A 26,507-nucleotide genomic window follows, 5' to 3' on the forward strand; every position below is an offset into this window, starting at 1 on the left:
CTGCGAATTTCTGAATGTGTTGCCGACTGACGCCGCGTCGCAGCAGAGGCCACGGCGCAGCGGTCAGAGGCGGCGGCGCTCAGCGCCGCGCGAGGCGGTGGAAGAGATGGGTGAAGGCCGCGGCGCCCACCACCGGCACCACCAGGTTCAGCACCGGGATCGACAGCGGCAGCGCCATCAGCGCGCCGGTCGCCCAGACGGTGGCGCGATTGCGCTCGTAGAGCGCGCGGGCTGCCCCGCGATCCATCCGCCGCAGCGAGGCCATCTGGAAATACTCGCGCCCGAGCAGATAGCCGTTCATCCCGAAGAACAGCAGCGGCGCGAAGGGGATGACGAAGGGATAGATCATCAGCGCCAGAAGGTTCGCGACGATGATGACGCCGAAGAAGCGCAGCGTGTCGCCCAGCCCCTCGAGGAAGCTCAGCTGCCGCACCTCGGGCAGGCTCGGGTAATGCTCCTTCTCCACCAGCTCGGCCACGTCCTCGAGGAAGAAGCCGGTGAAGGCCGAGGCGACCGGCACCATCAGGAACATCGAGGCGAACATCATCAGCCCGAGCGTCGCCCAGTCGGCGGCGGTGCGCAGCCAGGTGACGGTGCCGATCCAGGGCAGGGTGATGGTGTCGGGCAGCACCCAGCCCATCACCCAAAGCAGCGCGAAATAGAGCGCGACGAAAAGGCTGAGCGACAGGGCCACGCCCAGGCCCACGATCTTCAGGGCGCCGGGGCGGAACAGATCCTCCCAGCCCCGCAGGAAGACGGAAACGATCATGCGGAAACCCAGGTGACGGCGGTGGCAAGGTCGGGGCGGGGGCGTTCGGGGGGGGGGGCGGTCTCGGTGCCGATATGGACATAGCCCGCGACCCATTCGCCGGGTGCGAGGTCGAGGGCGGGGCCGGCAAAGCCCAGATCATGCGCGACCCAGCCGGTGAGCCAGCCCGCGCCCCAGCCCGCGGCGAGCGCCGCATTCACCAGGCTGACACCCAGGGCACCGACCGAAAGCGTCTGCTCGATCGCGGGCACCTTGTCGGTCGGGCGCGGCACGGCAATGATCGCGACGCAGAGCGGGCTTTGCGCGAATTGCCCGACGCCCTTCGCGGCGTCGCGTTCGGGGATCGCATGGGCCTCGGCATAGCTGCTGGCGGCGGCGGCAAGCCGCTCGAGTGCGGGACGTTCGAGCACGATCAGCCGCCAGGGTTCGAGCTTGCCGTGATCGGGTACGCGCAGCCCGGCGGTCAGGATCTCGGTCAGCGCGGCGCGGTCGGGGGCGGGCGCCACCAGCGTCTTCGGCGGCCGCGAGCGGCGGGTGAGCAGGAAGCGCAGCGCCTCCTCGTTGCGCGTGGCGGGATTGACGGTGCCCGGGGCGATGTCCATCGCGGATCTCCTTCTGCTGCCCTCCCATATCGGCGTGGAAAACGTCGATTGCAACGCCGCAGCGGACTTTTCCGCGCCCGCGGCGGCGGTTAGGAAGGGGTATGACAGATCTTGCCCATCTTGCCGTGCCCGGCACGGAAATCGCCCTGCGGGTGACCCCCAAGGCCTCGCGCAACGCGATCGTCGCGGCGGAAGACGGGTTGCGCGCCTATGTCACGGTCGTGCCCGAGGACGGCAAGGCGAATGCGGCCGTGGCAAAGCTGCTGGCAAAGGCGCTGGGCGTCGCCAAGACCCGGCTCACCCTCGTGCGGGGGCAGACCGCGCGCGACAAGGTGTTCCGGCTCGACTGAGCGCGCAGGGGGCGCTGCCCCCTCGGCCTGCGGCCTCCCCCCCGGGATATTTGCGGCAATTGGAAGGGAGGACGGCTCCCTGCTTCCAATTGCCGCAAATATCCCGGGGGTGAATTTCGCGTCAGCGAAAGAGGGGGCAGCGCCCCCTCACTTCTTTTCGGTCTTCTCGGTCGCGCGCAACCGGTAGACGCCTTCAGGCAGGTTCAGCGCCGCGGCAAGCTCGCGCAGCTGGGCATGCGAGAAGACGATCCGGTGCACGGCCTCGGTCTGGTCGTCGACCTGCTCGAGCACCACGCAATCCTCGAAGGACTGGATGGTGATGTCTTCCTGCAGGTAGTCGCGCGGATCGTCGCCCTCGTCGACGAGGGTGATCACGGTCGCGTCGAATTCGTGCTCGATGGTGAACATGGGGTCATGCTAGCGCGCCGCGCCGCGGCGGGGAAGGGCAAACATTTCGGTGAGGCGGCCGCATGGGCTTTGCGCGCGCGGCAACGATGGCTAATGTGACGCGGTTGGCGCGCCGCGGGGCGCGTTCCTCGGGCCCTGATCATGCTGCATTCCCTTGGCCGTCCGCTGGCGGTCCTTCTCGCGATCCTCACCCTGGCGGCCTGCGAGGCGCCGCAGCCTGTCGGCACGCGCCCGGCGCCGGTCGCGCCGGTCGCGACGGTCGCCGCCGTGGCGCCGCCGCGGCTGACCGCGCGCGAGGCGGCCTCGAATTTCATCACCGTGGCCGAGGCGATGGAGCCGCGGATCGAGGCGGAATGCCGTGCCCGCACCCATGGCACCCGCGATTGCGATTATCGCATCATGGTCGACGATCGCCCCGACCGTTCGCCCAATGCCTTCCAGACGGTGGACAAGTCGGGCCATCCGGTCGTCGCCTTCAACCTCGCGCTGATCGCCGAGGCGCGCAATGCCGACGAGCTGGCCTTCGTCATGGGGCACGAGGCGGCGCATCACATCCTTGGCCATCTGCAGTCGAAGAGCGAGGATGCCGCGGCGGGGGCGATGATCATGGGGGTGCTTGCGGCCGCCTCGGGCGCGGACGCGACGCAGATTTCCCACGCGCAGGACATCGGCGCCACGGTCGGCAGCCGGGCCTATTCCAAGGATTACGAGCTGCAGGCCGACCGGCTGGGCACGATCATCACCTGGGACGCGGGCTATGACCCGCTGAACGGGGCGCAGTTCTTCGCTCGCATCCCCGATCCCGGTGACGTGTTCCTCGGCTCGCATCCGGCGAATGCCCTGCGCCTCGACGTGGTGCGCGCCACCGCGGCCGAGCTGCGCAGCGGCCGGATCTGAGCCCGGCCCTGGCGCGTTGCCCTGTCGCGCGCGGCGCGGCAGGATGGGCGCAAGGAGGCTGTGATGCGGGAAAGATGGCGCTGGCGGCTGCGGCGGCTGTTGCAACAGATCTGGGTGCCGGTGGCGCTGATGGGGCTTCTGGGCCTAGCGGCCTCGCTGGGGGCCGCGCTTTTCGCACCGGTGATCCCCGAAGGTGCGGTGACCCGGATCGGCGCCGATTCGGTGGGCAAGATCCTGACGATCATCGCCTCCTCGATGCTGACGGTGACGACCTTTTCGCTGTCGATCATGGTCACCGCCTTCGGCTCGGCGGCCAGCGGGGCGACACCGCGGGCGCTGGCGCTGTTGCAGGGCGACCGCACGACGCAGCGGGTGCTGGCCACCTTCATCGGCGCCTTCGTCTATGCCGTCGTCGGCATCGTCGCGCTCGAGACCCGGCTTTACGGCGATGCCGGGCGCTTCGTGCTGTTCGTCGTCACCATCGGGGTGATTGCGCTGGTGATCGGGGTGCTGCTGCGCTGGGTGCAGCACCTGACGGTCTTCGGCCTGCTCGATGACACCATCGGCCGGGTCGAGGCGGCGGCGCTCGAGGCGCTGCAGTCATGGGCCGCTGCGCCGCTGATGGGCTGTGCGCGCTGGCAGGAGCCGCCCCCCGGCGCCTTTGCGGTGACCGCCCGCCTCACCGGCCATGTGCAGCACATCGATCTTGCGCTGCTGCAGGAGACGGCCGAGGCAGAGGGCTTCCGGCTGTGGCTGCTGGCGCGGCCCGGCGCCTTTCTGCATCCGGCGACGCCGCTTCTGCTGTGCGATGCGCTGCCCGGCGACGCCGCGGCGCGCGCGGCGCTCGAGATGCGGCTGCGCGCCGGTTTCGACGTGGACCATGGCCGCAGCTACGAGCAGGACCCGCGTTTCGGTCTGATCGCGCTGGCCGAGATCGCACAGCGGGCGCTGTCGCCCGCGGTGAACGACCCGGGCACGGCGATGGATATCCTTGGCCGGCTGACCCGGGTGCTTGCCGAGTGGCGCCCGGTCGAGCTGCCCGAGGTGGTGCAGGACCGGATCTTCCTGCGCCCCGCCGCGCCCGGCAAGCTGATCGACGACGCATTCGGCGCGATCGCGCGCGACGGGGCGGGGATGGTCGAGGTGGCGGTGCGCCTGCAGGAGGCGCTGGCGGCGCTGGCCCATATCGCGCCGCGCGACTTCGGCGCGGCGGCGGTGCGGCAGGCCGACCGGGCGGCGCGGATGGCGGCCGCGGCGCTGCCGCTGCCCGAGGATCGCGAGCGGGTCACGGCGATGGCGCAGGCGCTTGCCGGGCAGGATTGATCTGAATCATGGCGCCGCGCGGGGCTTTCCCGCACCGTCCGGACAGTCCAGCCGGAAAGGAAAGGCCCATGTTCGGATTGAAGACTCTCAACCGCCACGCCGCTCTGGTGAACCGCATGGCCCAGGTTCTGGGTATCGACCTGACCGAGGCAATGGGCAAGGGCAAACTCTCCGGCGAGGACTGGCGCGAGGCGGTGGTGCGCTGCACCGGCTGCACGGCGCCAGAGGCCTGCACGGTCTGGCTGTCGGAACGTCCCGCCCCCGAGGATGCCGAGGGGGTCGCGGCCGCGGCTGCCCCGCATTACTGCAACAACCGGCTGATGCTGGCGCGCCTGCGTGATGCGATCGGGCGAGACGACGGGGCCGCCTGCGCGGCCGAGTGAGCGGAGGGTCCGATGGGCATTCAGGGAGGGCTCGATCTGCATTTCTGGATCACCCGCGGCATGGCCCGCCGGATGGGGGTGAACCTGAACGCGGCGATGCAGGAGGGGCGGTTGAGCCAGGCCGATCTGGCGCGCATGGTCGAGCGCTGCCGCGATTGCCCGGGCGCGCAGGGCTGTCTCGATTTCCTGTCGGAACGCGATGGCCCGGCGGCGGCGGTGCCCGACTGGTGCTGCCACACCGCGGTGCTGGGCCGGCTGCGCGCCGGGCGCTGAGTGCTCAGCGGTTAAGCCGGCCGAACCAGTCGAGATCGGCGATCGAGACCGCGCCCGACAGGATCACCGCCGCGAGCGCGGCCCAGATCGGCACGGCGATCAGCGTGGTGATCTTTGCCTTGCGGCCGATCTGCGCATCGGCCGGGGCCGAGGGGGGCGTGCCGGGAACGATCTCGCCCGCCTCCTCCTGGCTGCGGAAGCGCACGGGCAGCACCACGAAGAACACCATGAACCAGATCACGGCGAAAAGCACGATACCGCCCGTGAGGTTCATCAGATCTGTTCCAGCTCGATCAGGCAGCCGTTGAAGTCCTTCGGATGCAGGAACAGCACGGGTTTGCCATGCGCGCCGATCTTCGGCTCGCCGGTGCCCAGGACGCGCGCGCCGGTGGCCTTCAGCGTGTCGCGCGCGGCGAGGATGTCCTCGACCTCGAAGCACATGTGGTGGATGCCGCCCGAGGGGTTCTTGTCGAGGAAGCCCTGGATCGGGGAATTCTCGCCGAGCGGATAGAGCAGCTCGATCTTGGTGTTCGGCAGTTCGATGAACACCACGGTGACGCCGTGGTCGGGTTCGTCCTGCGGCGGGTTCACCTTCGCGCCGAGGGTGTCACGGTATTTCGCCGCCGCCGCCTCGAGGTCGGGTACGGCAATGGCGACATGGTTCAGACGTCCGATCATGGCTTCCTCCGTTCGGTTTCCTTGGGCATAGGGGCGCCCGCGGCTTCATGCAAGCGTCGCGTGGCGGACTTAACCGGCCGTTAGGCGAAATCGGCTCTAGTGGGCGGGACCGCGATTCCTTGCCCGGGGATGACGCCGATGCCCGACACCATGAGCCCCTGCCTGCCCGCCGGCCCGCCAAGCTGGGCGCGCCCGCTGTTCGGGCTGACCGTGCTGGTGGTCGAGGACAGCCGCTTCGCCTCCGAGGCGCTGCGCCTGATGTGCGTGCGCTCGGGTGCGCGGATCCGTCGCGCCGATTGCCTGGGGGCGGCGCGGCGCCATCTGCAGACCTATCGCCCGGCGGTGCTGATCGTCGACATCGGCTTGCCCGACGGCTCGGGGGCCGAGCTGATCGCCGAGGCGAAGGCGCTGCCCGTGCCGGTGCCGGCGGTGCTGGGACTGTCGGGCGATCCTGCCCGCGCGGCCGAGGCGCTGCGCGCCGGCACGGACGCCTTCTTGCCGAAACCTGTGGAAAGCCTGGCGCTGTTCCAGCAGGCCGTGCTGTCGGTGCTGCCCAGCGAGGTGCGCGGCACGGTGATGCCGCAGGGCAGAGAGGACACCGTCACCCCCGATCCGCTGGCCTTGCGCGACGATCTCAGCCACGCGGCCGAGGTGCTGGCCGCGCGCCGCGACGCCGCGGCGACCGGCTATGTCGCGCAATTCGTCGCGGGGATCGCGCGGGCGACCCATGACGAAGATCTCGAGACCGCGGCCGAGGCCGTGGCGCGGCAGCGGCCCTCGCGCGCGGCAGTGTCGCGCCTGTGCGGCATCGTGCAGGCGCGGCTCGACCGCGCCGCGGTGTTCTAGCCCCTCAGCCGGGCAGGGTTGCCAGCACCGGGTCCGAACTCACCCGCACCAGCCGGGTCAGATCGGACAGGCGCTCGCGCTGCCGCCCCTCGGCGTCGAAATTCGCCGGGTCGAGCCAGGCCTCGAAGGCCGCAAGCAGCGCCGGCCAGTCGCCATCGGTCGCGGCGAACCAGGCGGTGTCGCGGTTGCGGCCCTTGACGATCGTCGCCTGGCGGAAGGTGCCCTCGTAGCTCAGCCCCAGCCGTTCGGCCGCGCGGCGCGAGGGCAGGTTGAGCGCGTCGCATTTCCACTCGAAGCGGCGATAGCCCGAGCCGAAGGCCCAGCTCATCAACAGCACCATCGCCTCGGTCGCGGCGCGGCTGCGCTGCAATTGCGGCGACAGGCAGATATGGCCCAGCTCGATCGTGCCGATCGCCGGGGTGATGCGCAGGTAGGACATCACGCCGCCGGGCGCGCCGGTCTCGCGGTCGATCACGGTGAAGAAATACGGGTCCGACAGCGCCGCCATGTCCTTGACCCAGCGGATATAGCCCACTTCCGAAGGGAAGGGGCCATAGGGCAGGTAATCCCAGATCGCATCATCGGCCGCATTCGCACGAAAGAGCGCGTGGGCGTGGCGTTCCTCCAGCCGCTCGAGCCGGGCATAGCGCCCCTCGAGCAGCGTGGCATCGGGGGCGGGCGGCGCCACCCAGTCCGGCAGCGGCGTGCCAAAGTCCTTCGTCGCCATCATATCCCCCCGCGTTCGATGTCCTTCGCGGCCACGCTAGCCTGCCGCGCCGGCCTCCGCAATTGCCGCCAAAGGGTGCGAATGGCTCCCGATTGCTGCCGCAATCGGACGCGAAACAGGGCAGACAGCCAGAGGAGCCGCCCATGAAGGATCACGCCATCCGCCTGTTCACCGACGAAAGCCTGATCCGGGCGACGCACTGGGCGGTTTTCACCCTTGGCGCGCTGAGCCTGACGGTCTCGGTCGCCGGCACGCTCTACAGCGCCTTCCTCGCCTGAGATCAGGCGAGGAAGCGCGGGTCGGCGCCGATGTCGAGCCCCGGGAAGATCGACTTTTCCAGGACGTCCACCGGCACGCCATACATGCCCCGCAGCGCCCAGCCGGCATAGGCGCGGATGTCCGCCGTGGGCATCAGGTCGCGCCCGGCGTAGAGGTCGGCATCCGCCAGCCCCGGCCACTTGCCATAGACCTTGCGCCCCTTCAGCGCGCCCCCCGCCATCAGCATCGCGCCGCCGGTGCCGTGATCGGTGCCCTTGGTGCCGTTTTGCCGCGCGGTGCGGCCGAATTCCGTCATGCCGAGCACCAGCGTCTTGTCCCAGACCGGGCCGAGCTGCTGCTTCAGCGTGGTGACCATCGCGGCAAGCTGCGTCGCCGGGCCGCGGATCGCCCCTTCCTGGGCGCGGTGCGTATCCCAGCCATTGAGCGAGAAGGCCGCGATCCGGGTCTCGCCGCGCAGCCGGCTTGCGGCGAATTCGGCGAGCGAGGCGGCCGCGCCGGCCGCGCCCTTCGGCGGTGCGGGCGTTCCGGGGGCGGCCATGCCGCCCGCCGGCATCTGCGCCATCGCCGGGTCGGCCATCGCCTCGGGGCTGTCGGGATCGGCCATGCCGTCATCGGCGGTCTTGCCGCCATCGGTGATCTGCACCGCTGCGCTGGCCGCCTGCCGGAACAGCGGGTCGTCGTGATAGATCATGTCGAGCAGCGTCCGCCCCTGCGAGGACAGGATCAGCGAGGCATCGGGCGCCCAGGACAGCGTCGGCGCGGTGCCTGACAGCACCTTCAGCTCGTCATCGCCGACGGAATAGGCGGTCTCGGCCCGCGCGCCGGGCATCTGCTGCAACAGCCGGTTCAACCAGCCGTCGCGCACCATCGACAGCGGCACGTCCATGCCGGTGCCGGCCTCGAGCATGTCCTGCCCGTCGAAATGGCTGCGCTTGTCGCGGTAGGGGGTGGAGACGGCATGGGCAAAGCCGAGCTCGCCGGTCTTCCACAAGGGCATCAGCTCGACCATCGCCGGGTGCAGCGCGAAGAAGCCGTCGAGATCGGCCGCGCCCTTGTCGGGGCCGACCGGGAAATCGGGGCGCAGCTGCGCGAGCAGCGGGTCGCCATAGGGCTGCACGATATCCAGCCCGTCCATCGCGCCGCGCAAGATGATGACGACAAGGCGCTGTTCGCCCGGCACCGCGGCCAGGGTGACCGAGCTCATGAACGGGTGGGCGGCGGCAGAACAGCCAGCTATGGCCGCGCCCTGCAGGAAGAAGCGACGGGAAATCATGGCGTTATCTCCTGTTCATCTCGGCAGAGGCGAGCACGAGGGCGGTGGCCTCGGCGCGGCTTTCGGACCGTGGCACGGCCTGGGCGACGAGCTCGCTCAGGCGCGGGCCAAGCGCGGTGCGGGCGAACTCGGCCGGTTCGGGCAGTTTCGCCTGCAGCCCCGCGGGGGCCCTCAGCGCCCAGTTGATCCGGGAGGCGAGCTGCTGCGGCGAGACCCATTCCTCGGCTTCCTCCGGCCAGCCGTTCGGCGCCGGCGCGCTGAGCCATCCCTGACCCATCTCGCGCAGCGAGCGGAAGGCGTGGCGGCGGATCTGCACGCCGTTGAAGGCCATCACCGCGGCCCCGTCGAAGCCCATGGCCCGATACCCGGTGGCGATGTAGTCGAAGGGCTGGCGCACCTTGGGGAAGCTTGGAAGCTGGGCCTCGGGGTGGGTCAGCAGCACCTCGTAGACCGGCATCAGCTGCCCCTTCGCGCCGAGATAGGCCTCGGCCATCGCGCCGGTCAGGGCCTTGTGGGGCTCGGGGCCGACGAAATGCACGGCGAGCTTGGTGGCGATGTGGCGGCTGGTGTCGGGGTGCAGGGCGAGCGCGGTCAGCACCTGCTCGATATCCGCAAGCTTGGCCGGGTCGCCGCCATAGGCGCGGCCGAGCACGGTTTCCGCGCCGGGTTCGGCGAAATCCGGGGCGAAGATCGTGCCCTGATCGTCCATCACCCGCAGCCCGGTCAGGAGCTCGGCCAGCTGGCGCACGTCGTCCTGGGTATAGCTGCCGCCGACGCCGAGCGTGTGCAGCTCCATCAACTCGCGCGCGAGGTTCTCGTTCAGACCGAGCTTGAGGTCGGGGCGCTTGCGGGCGCGCTTCGAATCGGGCCCGAAGGAGGCGACCTGATCGAGATAGATCAGCATCATCGGATGCAGTGTCGAGGTGCGCAGCAGGGCCGGGAAGCTGCCGGTGATCTCGGGGCGCAGGGCCTCGACATGGGCGATGGCGAGCGGCATTTCCGGGACGCGTTTCGCGCGCACGGTGAAGTGGTTGCGCCAGAAGGCATGCAGGCGCTCGCGCATCCCCGTCGGGTCCTCGACGGCGCGGGCAAGGGCGCGCTGCAGGCCGCCGAGATTGCTGGCGTCCATCGCCTGGCGCTGGCGCTTGAAGGCTTCGGTGGCGCCGGGCTCGTTCAGCGCCTCGGCCTTGCGCAGGCGCAGGAAATCAGCGCGCATCTGCAGGGCTTCCGGCGTCTTCTGGCCGGGCCAGCGCTGCGCCATCAGGTCGGGGCCGCGCAGGGCCGCCAGGATCTCGTCGGGAGAGGCCGGGGGCGCCTGCCGGGGCGAGAGCCCGAAGCCGAACCGCACCGGCGCCAGGGTCGAGAACTGCATCACCACCTCCGGGGCTGTTTCTCCGGATTGCGCCAGAAACAGGGGCAAAAGGAAAGGGCGCCGGGGATCAACCCGGCGCCCTTCCGCTCAATCCGGCGTGAGCTGCGCGAGAAAGCGCCTCAGGCCTCTTTCGGCAGCACGCGCAGCCGCAGTTCGCGCAGCTGCTCGTTGGTGGGCAGGCTCGGCGCACCCATCATCAGGTCCTCGGCGCGCTGGTTCATCGGGAACATGATGACCTCGCGGATGTTCGACTCGTCGGCCAGCAGCATCACCGCACGGTCGATGCCCATGGCGCAGCCACCGTGGGGCGGCGCGCCGAACTTGAAGGCCTTCGCCATGCCGCCGAAGCGCTTGTCGACCTCGGAGGCGGGATAGCCCGCGATCTCGAAGGCCTTGTACATGGTGTCGAGGTCATGGTTGCGGATCGCGCCCGAGATCAGCTCGTAGCCGTTGCAGGCGAGGTCGTACTGATAGCCCAGCACCTTGAGCGGGTCGCCCTGCAGTGCCTCGAGACCGCCCTGCGGCATCGAGAAGGGGTTGTGCGAGAAGTCGATCTTGCCGTCATCGGTCTTCTCGTACATCGGGAAGTCGACGATCCAGCAGAAGCGGAACACGCCTTCCTCGGTCAGGCCGAGCTCGCGGCCGATCTCGTTGCGGGCCTTGCCGGCGACCGCCTCGAACTGCTCGGCCTTGCCGCCGAGGAAGAACACCGCGTCGCCCTCGTTCAGGTCGAGCTGAGTGCGGATCGACTCGGTGCGCTCGGCGCCGAGGGCCTTGGCGATCGGGCCGGCGGCCTCCATCGTGCCGTCCTCGGCCTTGCGCCAGAAGATGTAGCCCATGCCCGGCAGGCCGTTCGCCTGGGCGAAGGCGTTCATCCGGTCACAGAACTTGCGGCTGCCGCCGGTCGGCGCGGGAATCGCGCGGATCTCGGTGCCCTCGTTCTCGAGCAGCTTGGCGAAGATGCCGAAGCCCGAGTCGCGGAACTGGGCGCTGACATCGGCCATCTTGATCGGGTTGCGCAGGTCGGGCTTGTCCGAGCCGTACCACAGCAGCGCGTCCTTGTAGGCGATCTTCGGCCAGACCGGGTCGACGGTCTTGCCGTTGCCGAATTCCTCGAACATGCCCTGCACCACCGGCTGCACCGTGGCGAAGACGTCTTCCTGCTCGATGAAGCTCATCTCGATGTCGAGCTGATAGAAGTCGGTGGGCGAGCGGTCGGCGCGCGGGTCCTCGTCGCGGAAGCAGGGCGCGATCTGGAAGTAGCGGTCGAAGCCCGCCACCATGATCAGCTGCTTGAACTGCTGCGGCGCCTGCGGCAGGGCGTAGAACTTGCCGGGGTGCAGACGCGAGGGCACCAGGAAGTCGCGCGCGCCCTCGGGCGACGAGGCGGTGATGATCGGGGTCTGGAACTCGTTGAAGCCCGCGTCCCACATCCGGTTGCGAAGCGAGCGCACGACGTTCGAGCGCAGGATCATCTTCTGGTGCAGGCTGTCGCGGCGCAAATCGAGGAAGCGATAGGCGAGGCGGGTTTCCTCGGGGTAGTCCTGATCGCCGAAGACCGGCAGCGGCAGCTCGTCGGCGGCGCCGAGGACTTCCATCTCGCGGGCATAGACCTCGATCTCGCCGGTCGGGATCTTCGGGTTGATCAGCTCGGGGGCGCGCGGCTTCACCGTGCCGTCGATGCGGATCACCCATTCGGCGCGCACCTTCTCGAGCGCGGCGAAGGCGGGGCTGTCGCCGTCGCAGATGATCTGGGTGATGCCGTAGTGGTCGCGCAGGTCGATGAACAGCACGCCCCCGTGATCTCGCACCCGGTGCACCCAGCCCGAGAGACGGACGGTTTCGCCGGCATTGGCGGCGGTGAGCGCGGCGCAGGTATGGCTGCGATAGGCGTGCATGAGGCTCCCCTTTCAACGGGCATGGCGGATTTGGGCCCGATCAACCGCGAAGGCGCGGCAAAGTCAAGCGATAGGGTGGGGTGGGGCCGGCCCGAAGCGGCCGGCGCGGCGGCTGTTCAGGCGATCGTGAGAAACGGCGCGAGGATTTTTCGCACGCGAGCGGCAATCGCCGCATTGAAGCCTCATTTTCGCGTGATCAGAAACGAAGCCCGCCAACGAGGCCCGCTGCGGCGGGGCAAGAAACAGATCCGGTGTTCGAGAGTTCGTTGCCATGATGCAAAGCCCCGCCCTGCGCCTTGCGGGACTCATTGCCCTCCTTGCCGTTGCGCTTGTCGTGGTGCGTTTCGGCCCAGCGGTTCCGTCGCGCGACCTGATGGCGCTGTGGCTGGCGGCGAAGGCCGTTGCCGCGGGCGATCCCGGATCGGTCTATCCGCCGCTTTCGCCGCTGTTCGAGATGCGCCCGCCGATTGACTGGTTCGCACAGGCGCGCGATCTCGGTCGGCCGGGGGAGGTCTATCCCTATCTCTACCCGCCGCTCTGGGCCTGGCTCCTGGCACCGGTGACGCGCTGGCTCGATTTCGGGACGGTCGCCGCGGGGGCCTTCCTGTTCAACAGTCTGATGCTGCTGACGGCACCGCTCGTCGGGCTGCGCCTTGCCCTTGGCGGGCAGGCCGCCGTGCGCGGCATGGGGCCGGCACTGGCTTTCGGGCTGGCCCTGCTGCTGCTGACCCGGATCGGACCGGTCGCGCTGTTGCAGGGGCAGCCGCAGATCGCGGTGGCCTTCCTCGTGCTGCTCGGGCTCGAGCGTGACCGCAATGGCCATCCTCTGGCAGGCGGTGTCGCCATGGGGCTGGCGATCGCACTCAAGCTCAGCCCGCTGCCGCTGGCGCTGATCTGGCTGGTCGCCGGGCGCTGGCGTGCCTTCGGTGCGGCTGCGGTGACGGGGGGCGTGCTGGGGCTCGCCTCGGTCGGGCTGGCGGGCTGGGCGCCGCATGCGCAGTTCCTGGCCGAGCTGCGTGCGATCGATCACACCATGCTGGTCAGCTCCGCCGCCTATTCGATGGACGTCATCGTCGCGGTTCTTGGCGGGGGCACGGGGGGGCAGCTGATCTCCTCGCTGCCCGCGGAGATCACCGACCCGACCATCGTCGGGGCGGCCGCCGCGCCGCAGCTGGGATGGCTCGTCCTGCCCAAGCCCCCGCTTTACAGCCTTGCACAGCGGGTCATCCTGATCGCCCTTGTTCTCGGCACGGGGCTTGCCCTGCGCCGCCTTGACGATCCGGCGCGCCGCGCCGCGCTCTGGAGTGCGGCGATGACCGCGATCGCCTTCTTCGGGCCGATCGGTTGGGTCTATTACTACATCGCGCCCGCCGCGCTGGCGCCGGCCGTGCTTCTGTGCCTGCCGCGACGGGGCTGGATCTGGCTTGGCTCGGCGCTCATCCTGCTGAGCGAGCCGTTCGGCATGGTGCTGAGCGCGGGCCCGCCGGCCCTGGCGCCGGTCGTCCGCATCACCGGAATCGGCGTGCTCTTCCTCGGTTCGCTCGTCGCCGCCTGCACGCCGATGCGCGCCGACCGCCTTTCACCCTTGCGCCGCGCGCGGGTCTGACTATAACGCCCATCAATTTGCGCGGGGCCTGCCGGCCCCGTTTCGCTGCTGAAAACCTGTCGCAAAAAAGGGGTCGTCCATGCCGAAGAGAACCGACATCAAGTCCATCCTCATCATCGGCGCAGGCCCCATCGTGATCGGCCAGGCCTGCGAGTTCGATTACTCGGGTGCCCAGGCCTGCAAGGCGCTGCGCGAAGAGGGCTACCGGGTGATCCTGGTGAACTCGAACCCGGCGACGATCATGACCGACCCGGAGATGGCCGACGCCACCTATATCGAGCCGATCACCCCCGAGGTCGTGGCGAAGATCATCGAGAAGGAACGCCCCGACGCGATCTTGCCGACGATGGGCGGGCAGACCGGCCTGAACACCGCGCTCGCCCTTGCCGACATGGGCGTTCTGGAGAAGTTCGACGTCGAGCTGATCGGTGCGAACCGCGACGCCATCGAGATGGCCGAGGACCGCAAGCTGTTCCGCGAGGCGATGGACCGCATCGGCCTCGAGAACCCCAAGGCCACGATCATCACCGCGCCGAAGCTCGAGAACGGGCATTTCGACATCAACGCCGGCGTGCAGCAGGCGCTGGCCGAGCTCGAGCACATCGGCCTGCCGGCGATCATCCGCCCCGCCTTCACGCTGGGCGGCACCGGCGGCGGCGTCGCCTACAACCGTGACGACTTCATCGAGATCTGCCACTCGGGCCTCGATGCCTCGCCGGTGGCGCAGATCCTCGTCGACGAATCCCTTCTGGGCTGGAAGGAATACGAGATGGAGGTCGTCCGCGACAAGGCGGACAACGCGATCATCGTCTGCGCCATCGAGAACGTCGACCCGATGGGCGTGCACACCGGCGATTCGATCACCGTCGCCCCGGCGCTGACGCTGACCGACAAGGAATACCAGATCATGCGCAACGGCTCGATCGCCGTGCTGCGCGAGATCGGCGTCGAGACCGGCGGCTCGAACGTGCAATGGGCGATCAACCCGAAGGACGGCCGCATGGTCGTGATCGAGATGAACCCGCGCGTGTCGCGCTCCTCCGCGCTCGCCTCGAAGGCCACCGGCTTCCCGATCGCCAAGATCGCGGCGAAGCTGGCCATCGGCTATACCCTCGACGAGCTCGACAACGACATCACCAAGGTGACGCCGGCCAGCTTCGAGCCGACGATCGACTATGTCGTGACCAAGATCCCGCGCTTCGCCTTCGAGAAGTTCCCGGGCGCCAAGCCCGACCTGACCACCGCGATGAAATCGGTGGGCGAGGCGATGGCGATCGGCCGCACCTTCCACGAATCGGTGCAGAAGGCGCTCGCGTCGCTGGAGACCGGGCTGTCGGGCTTCGACGAGATCGAGATCCCCGGCGCGCCCGACAAGGCCGCGGTGGTCAAGGCGCTGTCGCACCAGACCCCGGACCGGATCCGGATCATCGCCCAGGCGATGCGCCACGGCCTGAGCGACGACGAGATCCAGGCTGCGACCAGCTATGACCCCTGGTTCCTCGCCCGCATCCGCGAGATCGTCGATGCCGAGGCCGAGATCCGCAAGTCGGGCCTGCCGCTGACCGAGGAAGGTCTGCGCAAGCTGAAGATGATGGGCTTCACCGACAAGCGTCTTGCGAAGCTCACCGGCCGCGACGAGGCGCAGGTGCGCCGCGCCCGCCGCAACCTCGGCGTCAAGGCGGTGTTCAAGCGCATCGACACCTGCGCCGCCGAGTTCGAGGCCCAGACCCCCTACATGTATTCGACCTACGAAGCCCCGGCGATGGGCGATGTCGAATGCGAGGCGCGGCCGTCCGATCGCAAGAAGGTCGTCATCCTCGGCGGCGGCCCGAACCGCATCGGCCAGGGCATCGAGTTCGATTATTGCTGCTGCCATGCCTGCTTCTCGCTCAGCAAGACCGGCTACGAGACGATCATGGTCAACTGCAACCCCGAGACCGTGTCGACCGACTACGACACCTCGGATCGTCTGTATTTCGAGCCGCTGACCCTCGAATCGGTGCTGGAAATCCTGCGCGTCGAGCAGGAGAACGGCACGCTGCACGGCGTGATCGTGCAGTTCGGCGGCCAGACGCCCTTGAAGCTCGCGAATGCGCTCGAGGCCGAAGGCATCCCGATCCTCGGTACCACTCCGGACGCGATCGACCTGGCCGAGGACCGCGAGCGCTTCCAGCATCTGCTGAACGAGCTGGGTCTCAAGCAGCCGGTGAACGGCATCGCCCATTCGGCGGCCGAGGCCTTCGAGATCGCCGGCCGCGTCGGCTATCCGCTGGTGATCCGCCCGTCCTACGTTCTGGGCGGCCGCGCGATGGAGATCGTGCGCGACCTCGAACAGCTCAAGCGCTACATCACCACCGCGGTGGTGGTCTCGGGCGACAGCCCGGTGCTGCTCGACAGCTACCTCTCGGGCGCGATCGAGATGGACGTCGACGCGCTCTCGGATGGCGAGACCGTGCATGTCGCGGGCATCATGCAGCACATCGAGGAAGCCGGCGTCCACTCGGGCGACTCCGCCTGCTCGCTGCCGCCCTATTCGCTCTCTCCCGAGCTGATCGAGGAAGTGAAGCGCCAGACCGTGCTGATGGCCAAGGGGCTGAACGTCGTCGGCCTGATGAACGTGCAGTTCGCGATCAAGGACGGGGTGATCTACGTTCTCGAGGTGAACCCGCGCGCCTCGCGCACCGTGCCCTTCGTCGCCAAGGCGACCGACTCGGCCATCGCCTCGATCGCGGCGCGGCTGATGGCGGGCGAGCCGATGTCGGCCTTCCCGCACCGCGCGCCCTATCCGGCAGGCGTGGGCCCGGAAACGCCGCTGCCGCTGGCCGATTCGCTGACGCTGGCCGACCCGATCACGCCGTGGTTCTCGGTGAAGGAGGCGGTGCTGCCCTTCGCCCGCTTCCCGGGCGTCGACACCCTGCTCGGGCCGGAAATGCGCTCGACCGGCGAGGTCATGGGCTGGGACCGCAACTTCCCGCGCGCCTTCCTCAAGGCGCAGCTCGGCGCCGGCACGCAGCTGCCCGAAAGTGGCCGCGTCTTCCTGTCGATCAAGGATGCCGACAAGTCGGACGAGCTGGCCCAGGCGATGCGCGATCTGATCGGCATGGGCTTCACCATCGTCGCGACCCGCGGCACCAATGCCTGGCTGCAGGAGAAGGGCGTCGCCTCCGAGCTGGTGAACAAGGTCTACGAGCGCCGGCCGAACATCGTCGACCGGCTGAAGGACGGCGAAATCGCGCTGGTGATGAACACCACCGAGGGCACGCAGTCGATCTCGGACAGCCGCTCGATCCGTGCCGTCGCGCTGCACGACCACATCCCCTACTTCACCACGGCTGCGGCCTCGATCGCGGCGGTGGCGGCGATGAAGAGCCGGGCCGAGGGGGACATCGTCGTCCGCCCGCTGCAGGCGTAAGCCGCGCGGCACCGACAAGACGCGAAAGGCGGCCCTCGGGCCGCCTTTTTCCTGCGCTCAGATGAAGGGCACCAGCGGCACGCTGTCGCCGCAGGCGGCAAGCGTCAGCACCAAGGCCAGCAGAAGAACCGTTCGCATCGCATCCTCCTTTTGCAACGGTCCCAGCCTACGCCCCGCGGCCGGTTCGGTCGATGGGGTTCCGCCGCGGCCGATCGGCGCGTGCCGGGCTGGCCTTCGGCGGGGATTTCGGCGACGAAGGGGCGCCGGGAGCTGCCGGCGGGAACCATCGGCAGGGGGCGGTTCGGGTGATGGCGCTGACGGTCCTCTTTCTTGCCGCACTGGTCGCGGCGACGCTGATCCCGGCGCAATCCGAGGCGGTGCTGACCGGGCTGATCCTTGCGGGCGGCCACCCGGTCTCGCTGCTGCTGCTGGTGGCGACGGCGGGCAATGTTCTGGGCGCGGCGATCAACTGGGCGCTTGGCCGCTTCCTGATCCGCTATGCCGGCCGGCGCTGGTTTCCGGTCTCGGGCGCGGCGCTCGGCCGGGCGACGGGCTGGTATCGCCGCTGGGGGCACTGGAGCCTGCTCGGCGCCTGGCTGCCGATCGTCGGCGATCCGCTGACCTTTGCCGCCGGCGTGATGCGCGAGCCGCTGTGGCGCTTTCTCGTGATCGTGACGGCGGCGAAGGGCGGGCGCTATGCCGTGCTTGCCTGGGCCGTGCTAAGGGTGCAGGCATCGGTCTAGCAGGAGACGGGCGATGCGCGCAAAGACGGCGGCGAGGACGGGAAGCTGGCGCGTCTTGCCGGCGGGGATCTGGGCGCTCGGTTTCGTGTCGATGCTGATGGATGTCTCGTCCGAGATGATCCACGCGCTCCTGCCGATCTATCTGACCGCGGGGCTTGGCGCGACCGCGCTCGCCGTCGGCGTGATCGAGGGCATCGCCGAGGCGACGGCGGCGATCACCAAGGTCTTCTCCGGCGCGCTGTCGGACCGGATCGGCCGGCGCAAGGAGCTTGCGGCGCTTGGCTATGGTCTGGCCGCGCTGACCAAGCCGGTGTTTCCTCTTGCCTCCTCGCTTGGCTGGGTGGTTGCGGCGCGGTTCGTCGACCGGGTCGGCAAGGGCATCCGCGGTGCCCCGCGCGACGCGCTGATCGCCGATCTGACGCCCGAGGGGCTGCGCGGCGCGGCCTTCGGGCTGCGCCAGTCGCTCGACACCGTCGGCGCCTTCATCGGCCCGCTGGCGGCGATCGGGCTGATGGCGCTCTTCGCGGATGATTTCAGCAAGGTGTTCTGGGTGGCGGTGATCCCCGCCTTCCTGGCGCTTGCGCTGATCCTGACTGTGGTGCACGAGCCGCCCCGGCAGGACCGGCACCCGCCGCGCAACCCGCTGTCGCGCGCCGAGCTGGCGCAGCTGCCGCCCGGCTACTGGGCGGCGGTCGCGGTCTCGGCGGTCTTCACCCTGGCGCGGTTCAGCGAGGCCTTCCTGATCCTGCGCGCCGCCGAGGCGGGGCTTGCCGCGGCGCTGGTGCCGCTGGTGCTGGTCGGGATGAACCTCGTCTATGCGCTGGCCGCCTATCCGGTGGGGGCGCTGTCGGACCGCATCGGCCGGCGCGGCCTGCTGGTCGCGGGGCTGGCGCTGCTGATCCTCGCCGATCTGGTGCTGGCGCTCGGCCCCGGGCTGTGGGGCGTCGCGGTCGGGGTACTGATCTGGGGGCTGCACATGGGCGCGACGCAGGGGCTGCTGTCGGCACTTGTCGCCGATGCCGCGCCGGCGCCGCTGCGCGGCACCGCCTTCGGCCTTTTCAACCTCGTCACCGGCGGTGCGCTGCTGCTGGCAAGCGTCATCGCCGGGGCGCTGTGGGAAGGGATCGGCGCGCAGGCGACCTTCCTGACGGGCGCGCTGTTTGCCGCGTCGGCGCTGGCGGGGGTGCTATGGCTCGGCCGGGGCGGGGCGGGCCATCGCCCCGACGCGCCCCGCTGACCGCGGGTGACACGGGGGGCTCAGCAGGGCGCCTGCCGGTCACCGTCCCCGGGCCCGAGCCGCACCACCCTGTCCGCTGACAGTGACCCGACGAAGGCGGCGTCATGGCTGACGACCAGGACCGCGCCGTCATAGCCCTCCAGCGCGGCCTCCAGCGCCGCGATCCCGTCCAGATCGAGGTGGTTGGTCGGCTCGTCGAGGATCAGCAGCATCGGTGGCGGCAGCGCGCCAAGCGCACAGGCAAGACCCGCGCGCAGTCGCTCGCCGCCGCTCAGCTCGCCCGCCAGACGCAGCCCATCCTCGGCGCGAAAGCGAAAGCGGGCGAGCGCCGCATGGGCCGCATGGGCGTCGGCGGCGGGGTTCAGCTGCAAGAAGGTATCGCGCAGGCTGCGGGCCGGGTCGAGCAGACCGACATGCTGATCGAGCATCGCGAAGGGCACCCGCAGCTCCACCTGCCCGCGCTGCGGTGCGAGCTGCCCGGTGATGATCTTCAGCAGCGTGCTCTTGCCGCTGCCGTTCGGCCCGGCGATGACAACGCGTTCGGGGCCGCTCACGGTCAGCGACAGATCACGGATCACCGGATGGGCGGGGTCATGCCCGCCAGTCAGGTGATCGAGCCGCAGCACCACCCGGCCGGGAGCAAGGCCGGTCGGGGGGATGTCCATGCGCAGCGGTTGCAGCACCTCGATCTTCCGGCGGGCTTCGGCCATGGCCTCTTCCGCCGCCGCGCGCCGGGCCTCGCGCAGGCGCGCGCCGGCGCCCGCCGAGGCTTCGGCCCGCCCCCGCGCCGCATCCAGCCCGATCTTCGGCTGATCGCCGCGGGCCCGCGCGCGCTGCCCGGCGCCATCCTTGCGTGCCTTGCGCTCGCCCGCCTGTTGCGCGCGCCGCGCGGCTTCCGTGCGGGCCTTCTCGGCCTGATCGAGGTCGTGCGATGCCGCCTCCAGCTCGGCCGCCTTGCGCTGCCGGAAGGCGCTGTAGGCCCCGCCATGGCGGCGCGCCCCGAGCGAGCTCAGCTCGACGATGGCGTCCATCTCCTCGAGCAGCTCGCGGTCATGGCTGACGAGGATCGCCCCGCCGCGCCAGCTCCGGACCAGCTCGAGCACGGCGTCGCGCCCGTCGCGGTCAAGGTTGTTGGTGGGCTCGTCGAGCAGCAGGAAATCCGGTTCGGCAAGGATCAGGGCGGCCAGGGCGGCGCGGCTGCGCTGACCGCCGGAGAGCGTCGCAAGCGGGGTCTCGGGCGCCACGGCGAGGCGGCAGCGCTCGAGCGCCGCCTCGATCCGCGCGGGCAATGTCCAGTCCGCCTCCGCCAGCGCCGCCGCCTCCGCGCGCCCGGCCTCGGCCTGCGCGAGCAGGGCAAGCGCGGCGCGCACGCCGAACATGTCGGCGACGGTGTCCCCGGGGCGTTCGATCGCGTCCTGCCGCATCATCGCGACGCTGCCGGTCCGGTGCACCTGCCCCGAAGCGGGGCGCAGATCCCCCGAGATCAGGCGCAGGAGCGTGCTCTTGCCGGAGCCGTTGCGGCCGACGATGCCCGTTCGTTCCGGGCCGAAGGTCAGTGTGATGTCGGTGAGAAGCGGCGTGCCGTCAGGCGTTGACCAGGACAGGCCGGAAAGGGAAACGGAGGCGGGCATGGGACGAACTTTCGCGCAGCGAGGCCGAGGGGCGAACGGTGGCGAGGGTCTGGTCCATGGCGGTGGCATCTCCGATGGCGTGCTCCGATCAAGCTAGGACCTGATCGGCGGATTTTCAAGGCGGCCCCAGAGCCACGGGCGGTGGCTCCGCCGCCGGAGCGGGGGCCCTGCATCCCCGCGGTCCTGCCGCCCTGCGGCTGCGCCGTCCTGGAATGGTCGGAAGAGCCGACGCCGCGATGCGGGGTGTTGCCGCGGCCACGGAAGCGCGGGTCAGCTTGTCGCTGTCCTGCGGCTAAATTCCTGTTCTTGCTGGAATTTGGCTCCGGCGGTAGGGATCGAACCTACGACCAATTGATTAACAGTCAACTGCTCTACCGCTGAGCTACGCCGGAACACGGTATCTGTCATGCGTGCATCCCTGACAGGGGGATCTGGCTCCGGCGGTAGGGATCGAACCTACGACCAATTGATTAACAGTCAACTGCTCTACCGCTGAGCTACGCCGGAACACGCGCCGTTCTATAAAGGCGACGTGACAATGGCGCAAGGGGGACATGCGCGTTTTTTGCCGTTTCCGTCAGCGTCGCGCAAAACGCGCGCCGGGCGATAGGGGGCCTTCCGGCGATACGCAATTTTGTGACGTCATTTCAACGAGATGCGCAAAGACGTTGCGGGCGGCGGCGGGCATCAGGGCGGCGGGCGTATCGGTGTAGATCGCCGCGGTCAGCGCCGCAACCGTCGCCGGCCCGGCCTCGAGCGCGGCAAGGATCTGCGCGCTGCGGTCGCGCCGGTGCGCGGCAAGCTCGCCCAGCCGTGCGGCCGTCGCCCCGACCGGGGCGCCGTGGCCCGGGTAGAACACCCGCCAGTCCCGTGAGGCGAGCCGGTCGAGAGAGCGGAAATAGTCGCCCAGATCGCCATCGGGCGGCGAGATCAGCGTCGAGGCCCAGCCCATCACATGGTCGCCCGAGAACAGCGCATCGCCCCAGGCAAAGCTGAGGTGGTTGCAGAAATGCCCGGGCGTGTGCAGCGCCGTCACCTGCCAGTCGCCGAAGCCGATCTCTTCGCCATCGGCCAGTGTCACGTCGGGGCGGAAGGCGTGGTCGACGCCCTCGCCGCCGCCGGCCAGCCCTTCGGCCGCCAGCCGCGCCATCACCTCGGAGCGGCCGGCCTCGGGCGGGCCGAAGGCATGGACCTTCGCCCCGGTCGCCTCGGCGAGCAGACGCGCGCCGGGGGAATGGTCGAGATGGGCATGGGTGACGAGAATCGCCGCGACCCGCTCGCCCGGCTCGAGGCCGTCGAGAATCGCGCGCAGATGGCCCGCATCGGCCGGGCCCGGGTCGATCACCGCCACCGCGCCGGTGCCAAGCACATAGCTGCAGGTGCCGTCGAGCGTCATCGGCGAGGGGTTCGGTGCCACGATCCGCCGCAGCCCCGCCTCGAGCTGTTCCATCGCCATCTTCCGCTTCCTCTCTGCCGCCCGTCCGGCTAGGGTTCTGCCATGAAATTCGGCTGGCTCAAACAGATCATGCCACGCGGGCTTTACGGGCGGGCCGCGCTGATCCTGATTTTGCCGGTGGTCACCATCCAGCTTGTCGTCTCGGTGGTCTTCATCCAGCGCCATTTCGAGCGGGTGACGCGGCAGATGACGGCCTCGATGCTGCGCGAGATCGCGCTGGTCGTCGACCGGGTCGAGGCGGCGCCCTCGCTGGCCGCGGCGCAGGCGGTGATCGGCGATCTGGCCGAGCCGCTGGGGTTGCAGGTCGAGCTGCCGGCCGAGGACCCGGAAGATCAGATCACCTCCGACCAGCGCCCCTTCACCGACCTGACCGGCATCGTGGTGATCGACACGATCCGGGCGGGCGTTGCCGATCTGCGCGCGATCGACCTGAGCGAGGGCTCGCGCGTCAAGCTCCTGGTCGACACCCCCTGGGGAGTGGAGCGGATCACCTTCCAGCGTGCCTGGGTCTCGGCCTCGAACCCGCATCAGCTGCTGGTGCTGATGGTCGTGGTGTCGCTGCTGATGACGGTGATCGCCTTCATCTTCCTGCGCAATCAGCTGCGCCCGATCCAGCGGCTGGCGCGCGCGGCCGATGCCTTCGGCAAGGGGCAGGTGGTGCCCTATCATCCGTCCGGCGCCACAGAGGTGCGCACCGCGGGCGCGGCTTTCGTCGACATGCGCGCCCGCATCATCCGGCAGATCGAGCAGCGCACGCTGATGCTCTCGGGGATCAGCCACGACCTGCGCACGCCGCTGACCCGGTTGCGGCTTGGTCTGTCGATGCTGCCCGAAGATGACGACAGCCGTGACGAGATCGCCGCGATGGAGCGCGACGTGGCCGAGATGGGCAAGCTCGTCGACGCCTTCCTCGATTTCGCGCGCGAGGGGGCGACGGCGGGCGAGCCCGAGCGGGTCGACCCCTGCCGGCTGGTCGCGCGGGTGGTCGAGGATGCCGAACGCGCCGGGCAGCAGGTGGCGCTGACTGCCTGTCCGGGCCCCGGTCAGGTCGAGATCACCGCCCGCCCCGACGCGATCCGCCGCGCGCTCGAGAACCTGATCGGCAACGGCGTGCGCTATGGCACGCGGGCCGAGGTCTCGGTCGTGCTGTCGCCGAAGACGGTGCGGATCCTCGTCGAGGACGACGGCCCCGGCATCCCGCCCGAGCGACGCGAGGAGGCCTTGCGCCCCTTCGCCCGGCTCGATCCGTCGCGCAATCAGGACCGCGGGCCGGGGGTGGGGCTCGGGCTGTCGATCGCCGCCGACGTGATGCGCCGCCACGGCGGCAGCCTGCGGCTTGGCGAGAGCGCGCGGCTTGGCGGACTGTGCGCCGAACTGGTGCTGCCGCGCTGATCCCCGCTGCCGATCCGGGCTTGCCCCGGCGCCGGCCTGCCTGCAATGTAAAGGAGACGTGACGCGGTCCGCCGGTGCGCTGGTTGAAGCGGGCCTGCCTCACCCCTAGATATGGTCAAACCGGGAAGGGCCGGGGCTGCCGCAGGGGCGGGGCCGGTGCCCTTTCGCCAAAGAGGAATGATGATGACCGAGACCCTCTCGACCACCTATCCCGTCCTGCCGCTGCGCGACATCGTGGTGTTTCCGCACATGATCGTCCCGCTGTTCGTCGGCCGGGAGAAATCCGTCCGGGCGCTCGAGGCGGTGATGGCGGATGATCGCCAGATCCTGCTTGCGAGCCAGATCGACCCGGCGGTGGACGAGCCCACGACGGAGGGGATCTTCCGCACCGGCGTGCTGGCCAATGTCCTGCAACTGCTCAAGCTGCCCGACGGCACCGTGAAGGTGCTCGTCGAGGGGCGCACCCGCGTGCGCATCGCGGACTTCCTGCCCAATGACGCCTATTTCGAGGCCGAGGCCGAGGTGCTCGAAGAGACCGAGGGCGACACCGAGACGATCCGCGCGCTGCTGCGCTCGGTCGCCGAGGAATTCGAGCGCTACGCGAAGATCAAGAAGAACATCCCCGAGGAGGCGCTGGCCGCCGTTGCCGAGACGCAGGAGGCCGACAAGCTGGCCGATCTCGTCGCCGGCCATCTCGGGCTCGAGGTCAAGGCCAAGCAGGAGTTGCTCGAGACGCTCGACGTCAGCACGCGGCTCGAGAAGGTCTATGGCCTGATGCAGGGCGAGGTTTCCGTCCTGCAGGTCGAGAAGAAGATCAAGTCGCGCGTCAAGTCGCAGATGGAGAAGACCCAGCGGGAATATTACCTGAATGAGCAGATGAAGGCCATTCAGCGCGAGCTGGGCGACGGCGAGGAAGGCCAGAACGAGCTCAACGAGCTCGAGGAGAAGATCCGCGCCACGAAGTTCTCCAAGGAGGCCCGCGAAAAGGCCGAGGGCGAGCTGAAAAAGCTGAAGTCGATGTCGCCGATGTCGGCCGAGGCGACGGTGGTGCGCAACTATCTCGACTGGCTGCTGAGCCTGCCGTGGGGAGTGAAGAGCCGGGTGAAGAAGGATCTCGCCGCCGCCGAGAAGGTGCTCGATGCCGATCACTATGGCCTCGAGAAGGTCAAGGAGCGGATCGTCGAATACCTCGCCGTGCAGGCGCGGTCTGACAAGCTGAAGGGGCCGATCCTGTGCCTCGTCGGCCCGCCCGGCGTCGGCAAGACCTCGCTCGGCCGGTCGGTCGCCAAGGCGACGGGGCGCGAGTTCATCCGCATCTCGCTTGGCGGCGTGCGCGACGAGAGCGAGATCCGCGGTCACCGGCGCACCTATATCGGCTCGATGCCCGGCAAGATCATCCAGGCGCTGAAGAAGGCGAAGACCACGAATCCGCTGATCTTGCTCGATGAAATCGACAAGATGGGGCAGGACTTCCGTGGCGACCCGGCTTCGGCGATGCTCGAGGTGCTCGACCCGGAACAGAACGGCACCTTCGTCGACCACTATCTCGAGGTCGAGTATGACCTGTCCAACGTGATGTTCATCACCACGGCGAACAGCTACAACATGCCCGAACCGCTGATGGACCGGATGGAGATCATCCCGCTCTCGGGCTACACCGAGGACGAGAAGATCGAGATTGCGCGCCAGCACCTTGTCGACAAGGAGACGAAGGCGAACGGGCTGAAGAAGACCGAGTTCACCGTCACCGACGAGGCGCTGCGCGACATCGTGCGCTATTACACCCGCGAGGCGGGGGTGCGCTCGCTCGAACGCGCCATCGCCAAGCTGGCGCGCAAGGCGGTGACCGAGATCCTGAAGTCGAAGGGCACGGTCAAATCCGTCACCGTCGATGGCGCGAAGCTCGAGGATTACCTCGGCGTGAAGCGTTTCCGCTATGGTCTGGCCGAGAAGGAAGACCAGGTCGGCGTGGTGACCGGGCTTGCTTGGACCTCGGTCGGGGGCGATCTGCTGCAGATCGAGGCGCTGAAGCTGCCCGGCAAGGGGCGGATGAAGACCACCGGCAAGCTCGGGGATGTGATGAAGGAATCGATCGAGGCGGCGTCCAGCTACGTGCGCTCGATCGCGCCCGAGCTTGGCATCAAGCCGACGAAGTTCGAGAAGGTCGACATCCACGTCCACGTTCCCGAGGGCGCGACGCCGAAGGACGGGCCGAGTGCGGGCATTGCCATGGTCACCTCGATCGTCTCGGTGCTGACCGGCATTGCGGTGCACAAGGACATTGCGATGACCGGCGAGGTGACGCTGCGCGGCAACGTGCTGCCGATCGGCGGTCTCAAGGAGAAGCTGCTTGCCGCGCTGCGCGGGGGCATCAAGACCGTGCTGATCCCCGAGGAGAACGAGAAGGACCTGATCGACATCCCCGAGAACGTGAAGGAGGGGCTGACGATCATCCCGGTGAGCCATGTGCGCGAGGTTCTGCCGCGTGCGCTGGTGCGGATGCCCGAGCCGATCGAATGGGACGAGGAGGCCGAGGAGGCCGCTGCTGCGGCGGCCGCTCTTGCCGCCCGCGAAGGTCAGGCGGCCACCGCGCATTGAGCGCGGACCCGCCCGGAAAAGGAGAACGCGCCCCGCGAGGGGCGCGTTTTCGTTTCAGCCGGGTCCGATCGAGGCGATCCGATCGGGGGGATCAGCTGCCGGAACCGCCGGTCGAGCTGCTCGACGAGCCGCCGGCGGCGACGGCGAGCGCGAGCAGCAGCACCGCGGGAACAACAAGGCCCGGGTTGCTGGTCGAGGGCGCGGCGACGACCACGGGTTCGGCTTCGATCACGGGCTTTTCGTAACCGCCGGCAAACGCCGCGGGAGCAGCGAAGGACAGCGCGGCAGCCGTCAGAAACAGTTTGCGCATCGGAACTCCTTGATGGCTATGTCTGGTAGTTCCCTCAGCCTGCG

The 26,507-nt window shown here is 69.3% G+C and carries 25 protein-coding genes and 2 tRNA genes; 13 read left to right on the forward strand and 14 right to left on the reverse strand.

Annotated features, from left to right (window positions below):
• Window positions 1-79 precede the first annotated feature (79 nt).
• Together AC0QTQ_RS03655 and AC0QTQ_RS03660 are read right to left on the reverse strand one after the other, a co-directional pair.
• Window positions 80-769 carry an EI24 domain-containing protein gene (locus tag AC0QTQ_RS03655; RefSeq protein ID WP_480258295.1) on the reverse strand — a complete coding sequence of 230 codons (690 nt, stop codon included), beginning with the start codon at window positions 767-769 and terminating at the stop codon, window positions 80-82.
• Window positions 766-1,371 (reverse strand): nitroreductase family protein, encoded by a 606-nt coding sequence (locus AC0QTQ_RS03660; RefSeq protein ID WP_480258296.1) that lies wholly within the window; start codon window positions 1,369-1,371, stop codon window positions 766-768. Before AC0QTQ_RS03660 ends, AC0QTQ_RS03655 begins: the two co-directional genes overlap by 4 nt.
• Before the next feature lie 101 nt (window positions 1,372-1,472).
• Between AC0QTQ_RS03660 and AC0QTQ_RS03665 the strand changes: the two genes are divergently transcribed.
• Window positions 1,473-1,721 carry a DUF167 domain-containing protein gene (locus AC0QTQ_RS03665; protein ID WP_480258297.1) on the forward strand — a complete coding sequence of 83 codons (249 nt, stop codon included), beginning with the start codon at window positions 1,473-1,475 and terminating at the stop codon, window positions 1,719-1,721.
• A 147-nt stretch (window positions 1,722-1,868) separates the two neighbouring features.
• Here the strand turns inward: AC0QTQ_RS03665 and AC0QTQ_RS03670 are convergent, their stop codons facing one another.
• A complete protein-coding gene (locus AC0QTQ_RS03670; RefSeq protein ID WP_113899756.1) occupies window positions 1,869-2,129 on the reverse strand; it encodes a hypothetical protein in 261 nt (86 codons plus the stop codon).
• 141 nt (window positions 2,130-2,270) lie between these two features.
• Here AC0QTQ_RS03670 and AC0QTQ_RS03675 point away from each other — a divergent pair, with 141 nt between their 5' ends.
• From AC0QTQ_RS03675 to AC0QTQ_RS03690, 4 genes are all read left to right on the forward strand, one after another.
• Window positions 2,271-3,026: a M48 family metallopeptidase gene (locus AC0QTQ_RS03675; RefSeq protein ID WP_480258298.1), complete on the forward strand. Its 756-nt coding sequence runs from the start codon at window positions 2,271-2,273 to the stop codon at window positions 3,024-3,026.
• 63 nt (window positions 3,027-3,089) lie between these two features.
• Window positions 3,090-4,349 (forward strand): DUF2254 domain-containing protein, encoded by a 1,260-nt coding sequence (locus AC0QTQ_RS03680; RefSeq protein WP_480258299.1) that lies wholly within the window; start codon window positions 3,090-3,092, stop codon window positions 4,347-4,349.
• A gap of 68 nt (window positions 4,350-4,417) precedes the next feature.
• On the forward strand, window positions 4,418-4,732 hold the full coding sequence (locus tag AC0QTQ_RS03685) for a DUF6455 family protein (protein WP_480258300.1): 315 nt from the start codon (window positions 4,418-4,420) through the stop codon (window positions 4,730-4,732).
• 12 nt (window positions 4,733-4,744) lie between these two features.
• Entirely contained in the window at window positions 4,745-5,005 is a 261-nt protein-coding gene (locus tag AC0QTQ_RS03690) for a DUF6455 family protein (protein WP_480258301.1), read from the forward strand.
• Window positions 5,006-5,009: 4 nt separating this feature from the next.
• Here AC0QTQ_RS03690 and AC0QTQ_RS03695 read toward each other — a convergent pair whose 3' ends face one another.
• Together AC0QTQ_RS03695 and mce are read right to left on the reverse strand one after the other, a co-directional pair.
• A complete protein-coding gene (locus tag AC0QTQ_RS03695) occupies window positions 5,010-5,279 on the reverse strand; it encodes a DUF1467 family protein (RefSeq protein WP_480258302.1) in 270 nt (89 codons plus the stop codon).
• Complete coding sequence (mce, locus tag AC0QTQ_RS03700) at window positions 5,279-5,683, reverse strand: methylmalonyl-CoA epimerase (RefSeq protein ID WP_121531915.1); 405 nt, start codon at window positions 5,681-5,683, stop codon at window positions 5,279-5,281. The genes AC0QTQ_RS03695 and mce overlap by 1 nt, the downstream gene beginning before the upstream one ends.
• Window positions 5,684-5,821: 138 nt before the next feature.
• Between mce and AC0QTQ_RS03705 the strand changes: the two genes are divergently transcribed.
• Complete coding sequence (locus AC0QTQ_RS03705) at window positions 5,822-6,529, forward strand: response regulator (RefSeq protein WP_480258303.1); 708 nt, start codon at window positions 5,822-5,824, stop codon at window positions 6,527-6,529.
• Between the two features lie 4 nt (window positions 6,530-6,533).
• Here AC0QTQ_RS03705 and AC0QTQ_RS03710 read toward each other — a convergent pair whose 3' ends face one another.
• Complete coding sequence (locus AC0QTQ_RS03710) at window positions 6,534-7,259, reverse strand: GNAT family N-acetyltransferase (protein ID WP_480258304.1); 726 nt, start codon at window positions 7,257-7,259, stop codon at window positions 6,534-6,536.
• A gap of 140 nt (window positions 7,260-7,399) precedes the next feature.
• On the opposite strand from AC0QTQ_RS03710, the gene AC0QTQ_RS03715 reads away from it, so the two are divergent.
• Window positions 7,400-7,534 (forward strand): hypothetical protein, encoded by a 135-nt coding sequence (locus AC0QTQ_RS03715; RefSeq protein WP_480258305.1) that lies wholly within the window; start codon window positions 7,400-7,402, stop codon window positions 7,532-7,534.
• Window positions 7,535-7,536: 2 nt separating this feature from the next.
• Here the strand turns inward: AC0QTQ_RS03715 and AC0QTQ_RS03720 are convergent, their stop codons facing one another.
• The 3 genes from AC0QTQ_RS03720 to aspS form a co-directional block, all read right to left on the reverse strand.
• The gene (locus AC0QTQ_RS03720) at window positions 7,537-8,808 is read right to left on the reverse strand and encodes a DUF1501 domain-containing protein (RefSeq protein ID WP_480258306.1); all 1,272 of its coding nucleotides are present in this window, start codon (window positions 8,806-8,808) and stop codon (window positions 7,537-7,539) included.
• A 4-nt stretch (window positions 8,809-8,812) separates the two neighbouring features.
• On the reverse strand, window positions 8,813-10,180 hold the full coding sequence (locus AC0QTQ_RS03725) for a DUF1800 domain-containing protein (protein ID WP_480258307.1): 1,368 nt from the start codon (window positions 10,178-10,180) through the stop codon (window positions 8,813-8,815).
• A gap of 119 nt (window positions 10,181-10,299) precedes the next feature.
• Complete coding sequence (gene aspS / locus AC0QTQ_RS03730; RefSeq protein WP_480258308.1) at window positions 10,300-12,078, reverse strand: aspartate--tRNA ligase; 1,779 nt, start codon at window positions 12,076-12,078, stop codon at window positions 10,300-10,302.
• Window positions 12,079-12,349: 271 nt separating this feature from the next.
• Between aspS and AC0QTQ_RS03735 the strand changes: the two genes are divergently transcribed.
• The 4 genes from AC0QTQ_RS03735 (at window position 12,350) to AC0QTQ_RS03750 (ending at window position 19,076) form a co-directional block, all read left to right on the forward strand.
• The gene (locus AC0QTQ_RS03735) at window positions 12,350-13,684 is read left to right on the forward strand and encodes a glycosyltransferase family 87 protein (protein WP_480258309.1); all 1,335 of its coding nucleotides are present in this window, start codon (window positions 12,350-12,352) and stop codon (window positions 13,682-13,684) included.
• A 79-nt stretch (window positions 13,685-13,763) separates the two neighbouring features.
• Window positions 13,764-17,096 (forward strand): carbamoyl-phosphate synthase large subunit, encoded by a 3,333-nt coding sequence (carB, locus tag AC0QTQ_RS03740; RefSeq protein ID WP_480258310.1) that lies wholly within the window; start codon window positions 13,764-13,766, stop codon window positions 17,094-17,096.
• A gap of 308 nt (window positions 17,097-17,404) precedes the next feature.
• Window positions 17,405-17,839 carry a YqaA family protein gene (locus AC0QTQ_RS03745; protein ID WP_480258311.1) on the forward strand — a complete coding sequence of 145 codons (435 nt, stop codon included), beginning with the start codon at window positions 17,405-17,407 and terminating at the stop codon, window positions 17,837-17,839.
• A gap of 13 nt (window positions 17,840-17,852) precedes the next feature.
• A complete protein-coding gene (locus AC0QTQ_RS03750) occupies window positions 17,853-19,076 on the forward strand; it encodes an MFS transporter (protein WP_480258312.1) in 1,224 nt (407 codons plus the stop codon).
• A gap of 20 nt (window positions 19,077-19,096) precedes the next feature.
• Here AC0QTQ_RS03750 and AC0QTQ_RS03755 read toward each other — a convergent pair whose 3' ends face one another.
• From AC0QTQ_RS03755 to AC0QTQ_RS03770, 4 genes are all read right to left on the reverse strand, one after another.
• Window positions 19,097-20,707, reverse strand: a complete 1,611-nt coding sequence (locus AC0QTQ_RS03755) for an ABC-F family ATP-binding cassette domain-containing protein (protein WP_480258313.1) — start codon at window positions 20,705-20,707, stop codon at window positions 19,097-19,099.
• A gap of 317 nt (window positions 20,708-21,024) precedes the next feature.
• Window positions 21,025-21,099: transfer RNA gene (locus tag AC0QTQ_RS03760), tRNA-Asn, on the reverse strand.
• 40 nt (window positions 21,100-21,139) lie between these two features.
• Window positions 21,140-21,214 (reverse strand) — tRNA-Asn (locus AC0QTQ_RS03765).
• 70 nt (window positions 21,215-21,284) lie between these two features.
• Window positions 21,285-22,157 (reverse strand): MBL fold metallo-hydrolase, encoded by an 873-nt coding sequence (locus tag AC0QTQ_RS03770; protein WP_480259189.1) that lies wholly within the window; start codon window positions 22,155-22,157, stop codon window positions 21,285-21,287.
• Window positions 22,158-22,205: 48 nt separating this feature from the next.
• Between AC0QTQ_RS03770 and AC0QTQ_RS03775 the strand changes: the two genes are divergently transcribed.
• Window positions 22,206-23,555, forward strand: coding sequence for an ATP-binding protein (locus tag AC0QTQ_RS03775; protein WP_480258314.1), 1,350 nt, complete (start codon window positions 22,206-22,208; stop codon window positions 23,553-23,555).
• A 183-nt stretch (window positions 23,556-23,738) separates the two neighbouring features.
• Entirely contained in the window at window positions 23,739-26,153 is a 2,415-nt protein-coding gene (gene lon / locus AC0QTQ_RS03780) for an endopeptidase La (RefSeq protein WP_480258315.1), read from the forward strand.
• Window positions 26,154-26,244: 91 nt separating this feature from the next.
• Here lon and AC0QTQ_RS03785 read toward each other — a convergent pair whose 3' ends face one another.
• Window positions 26,245-26,463 carry a hypothetical protein gene (locus tag AC0QTQ_RS03785; protein ID WP_480258316.1) on the reverse strand — a complete coding sequence of 73 codons (219 nt, stop codon included), beginning with the start codon at window positions 26,461-26,463 and terminating at the stop codon, window positions 26,245-26,247.
• Window positions 26,464-26,507 lie beyond the last annotated feature (44 nt).

It is taken from the genome of Paenirhodobacter sp. YD-8 (assembly GCF_056590935.1).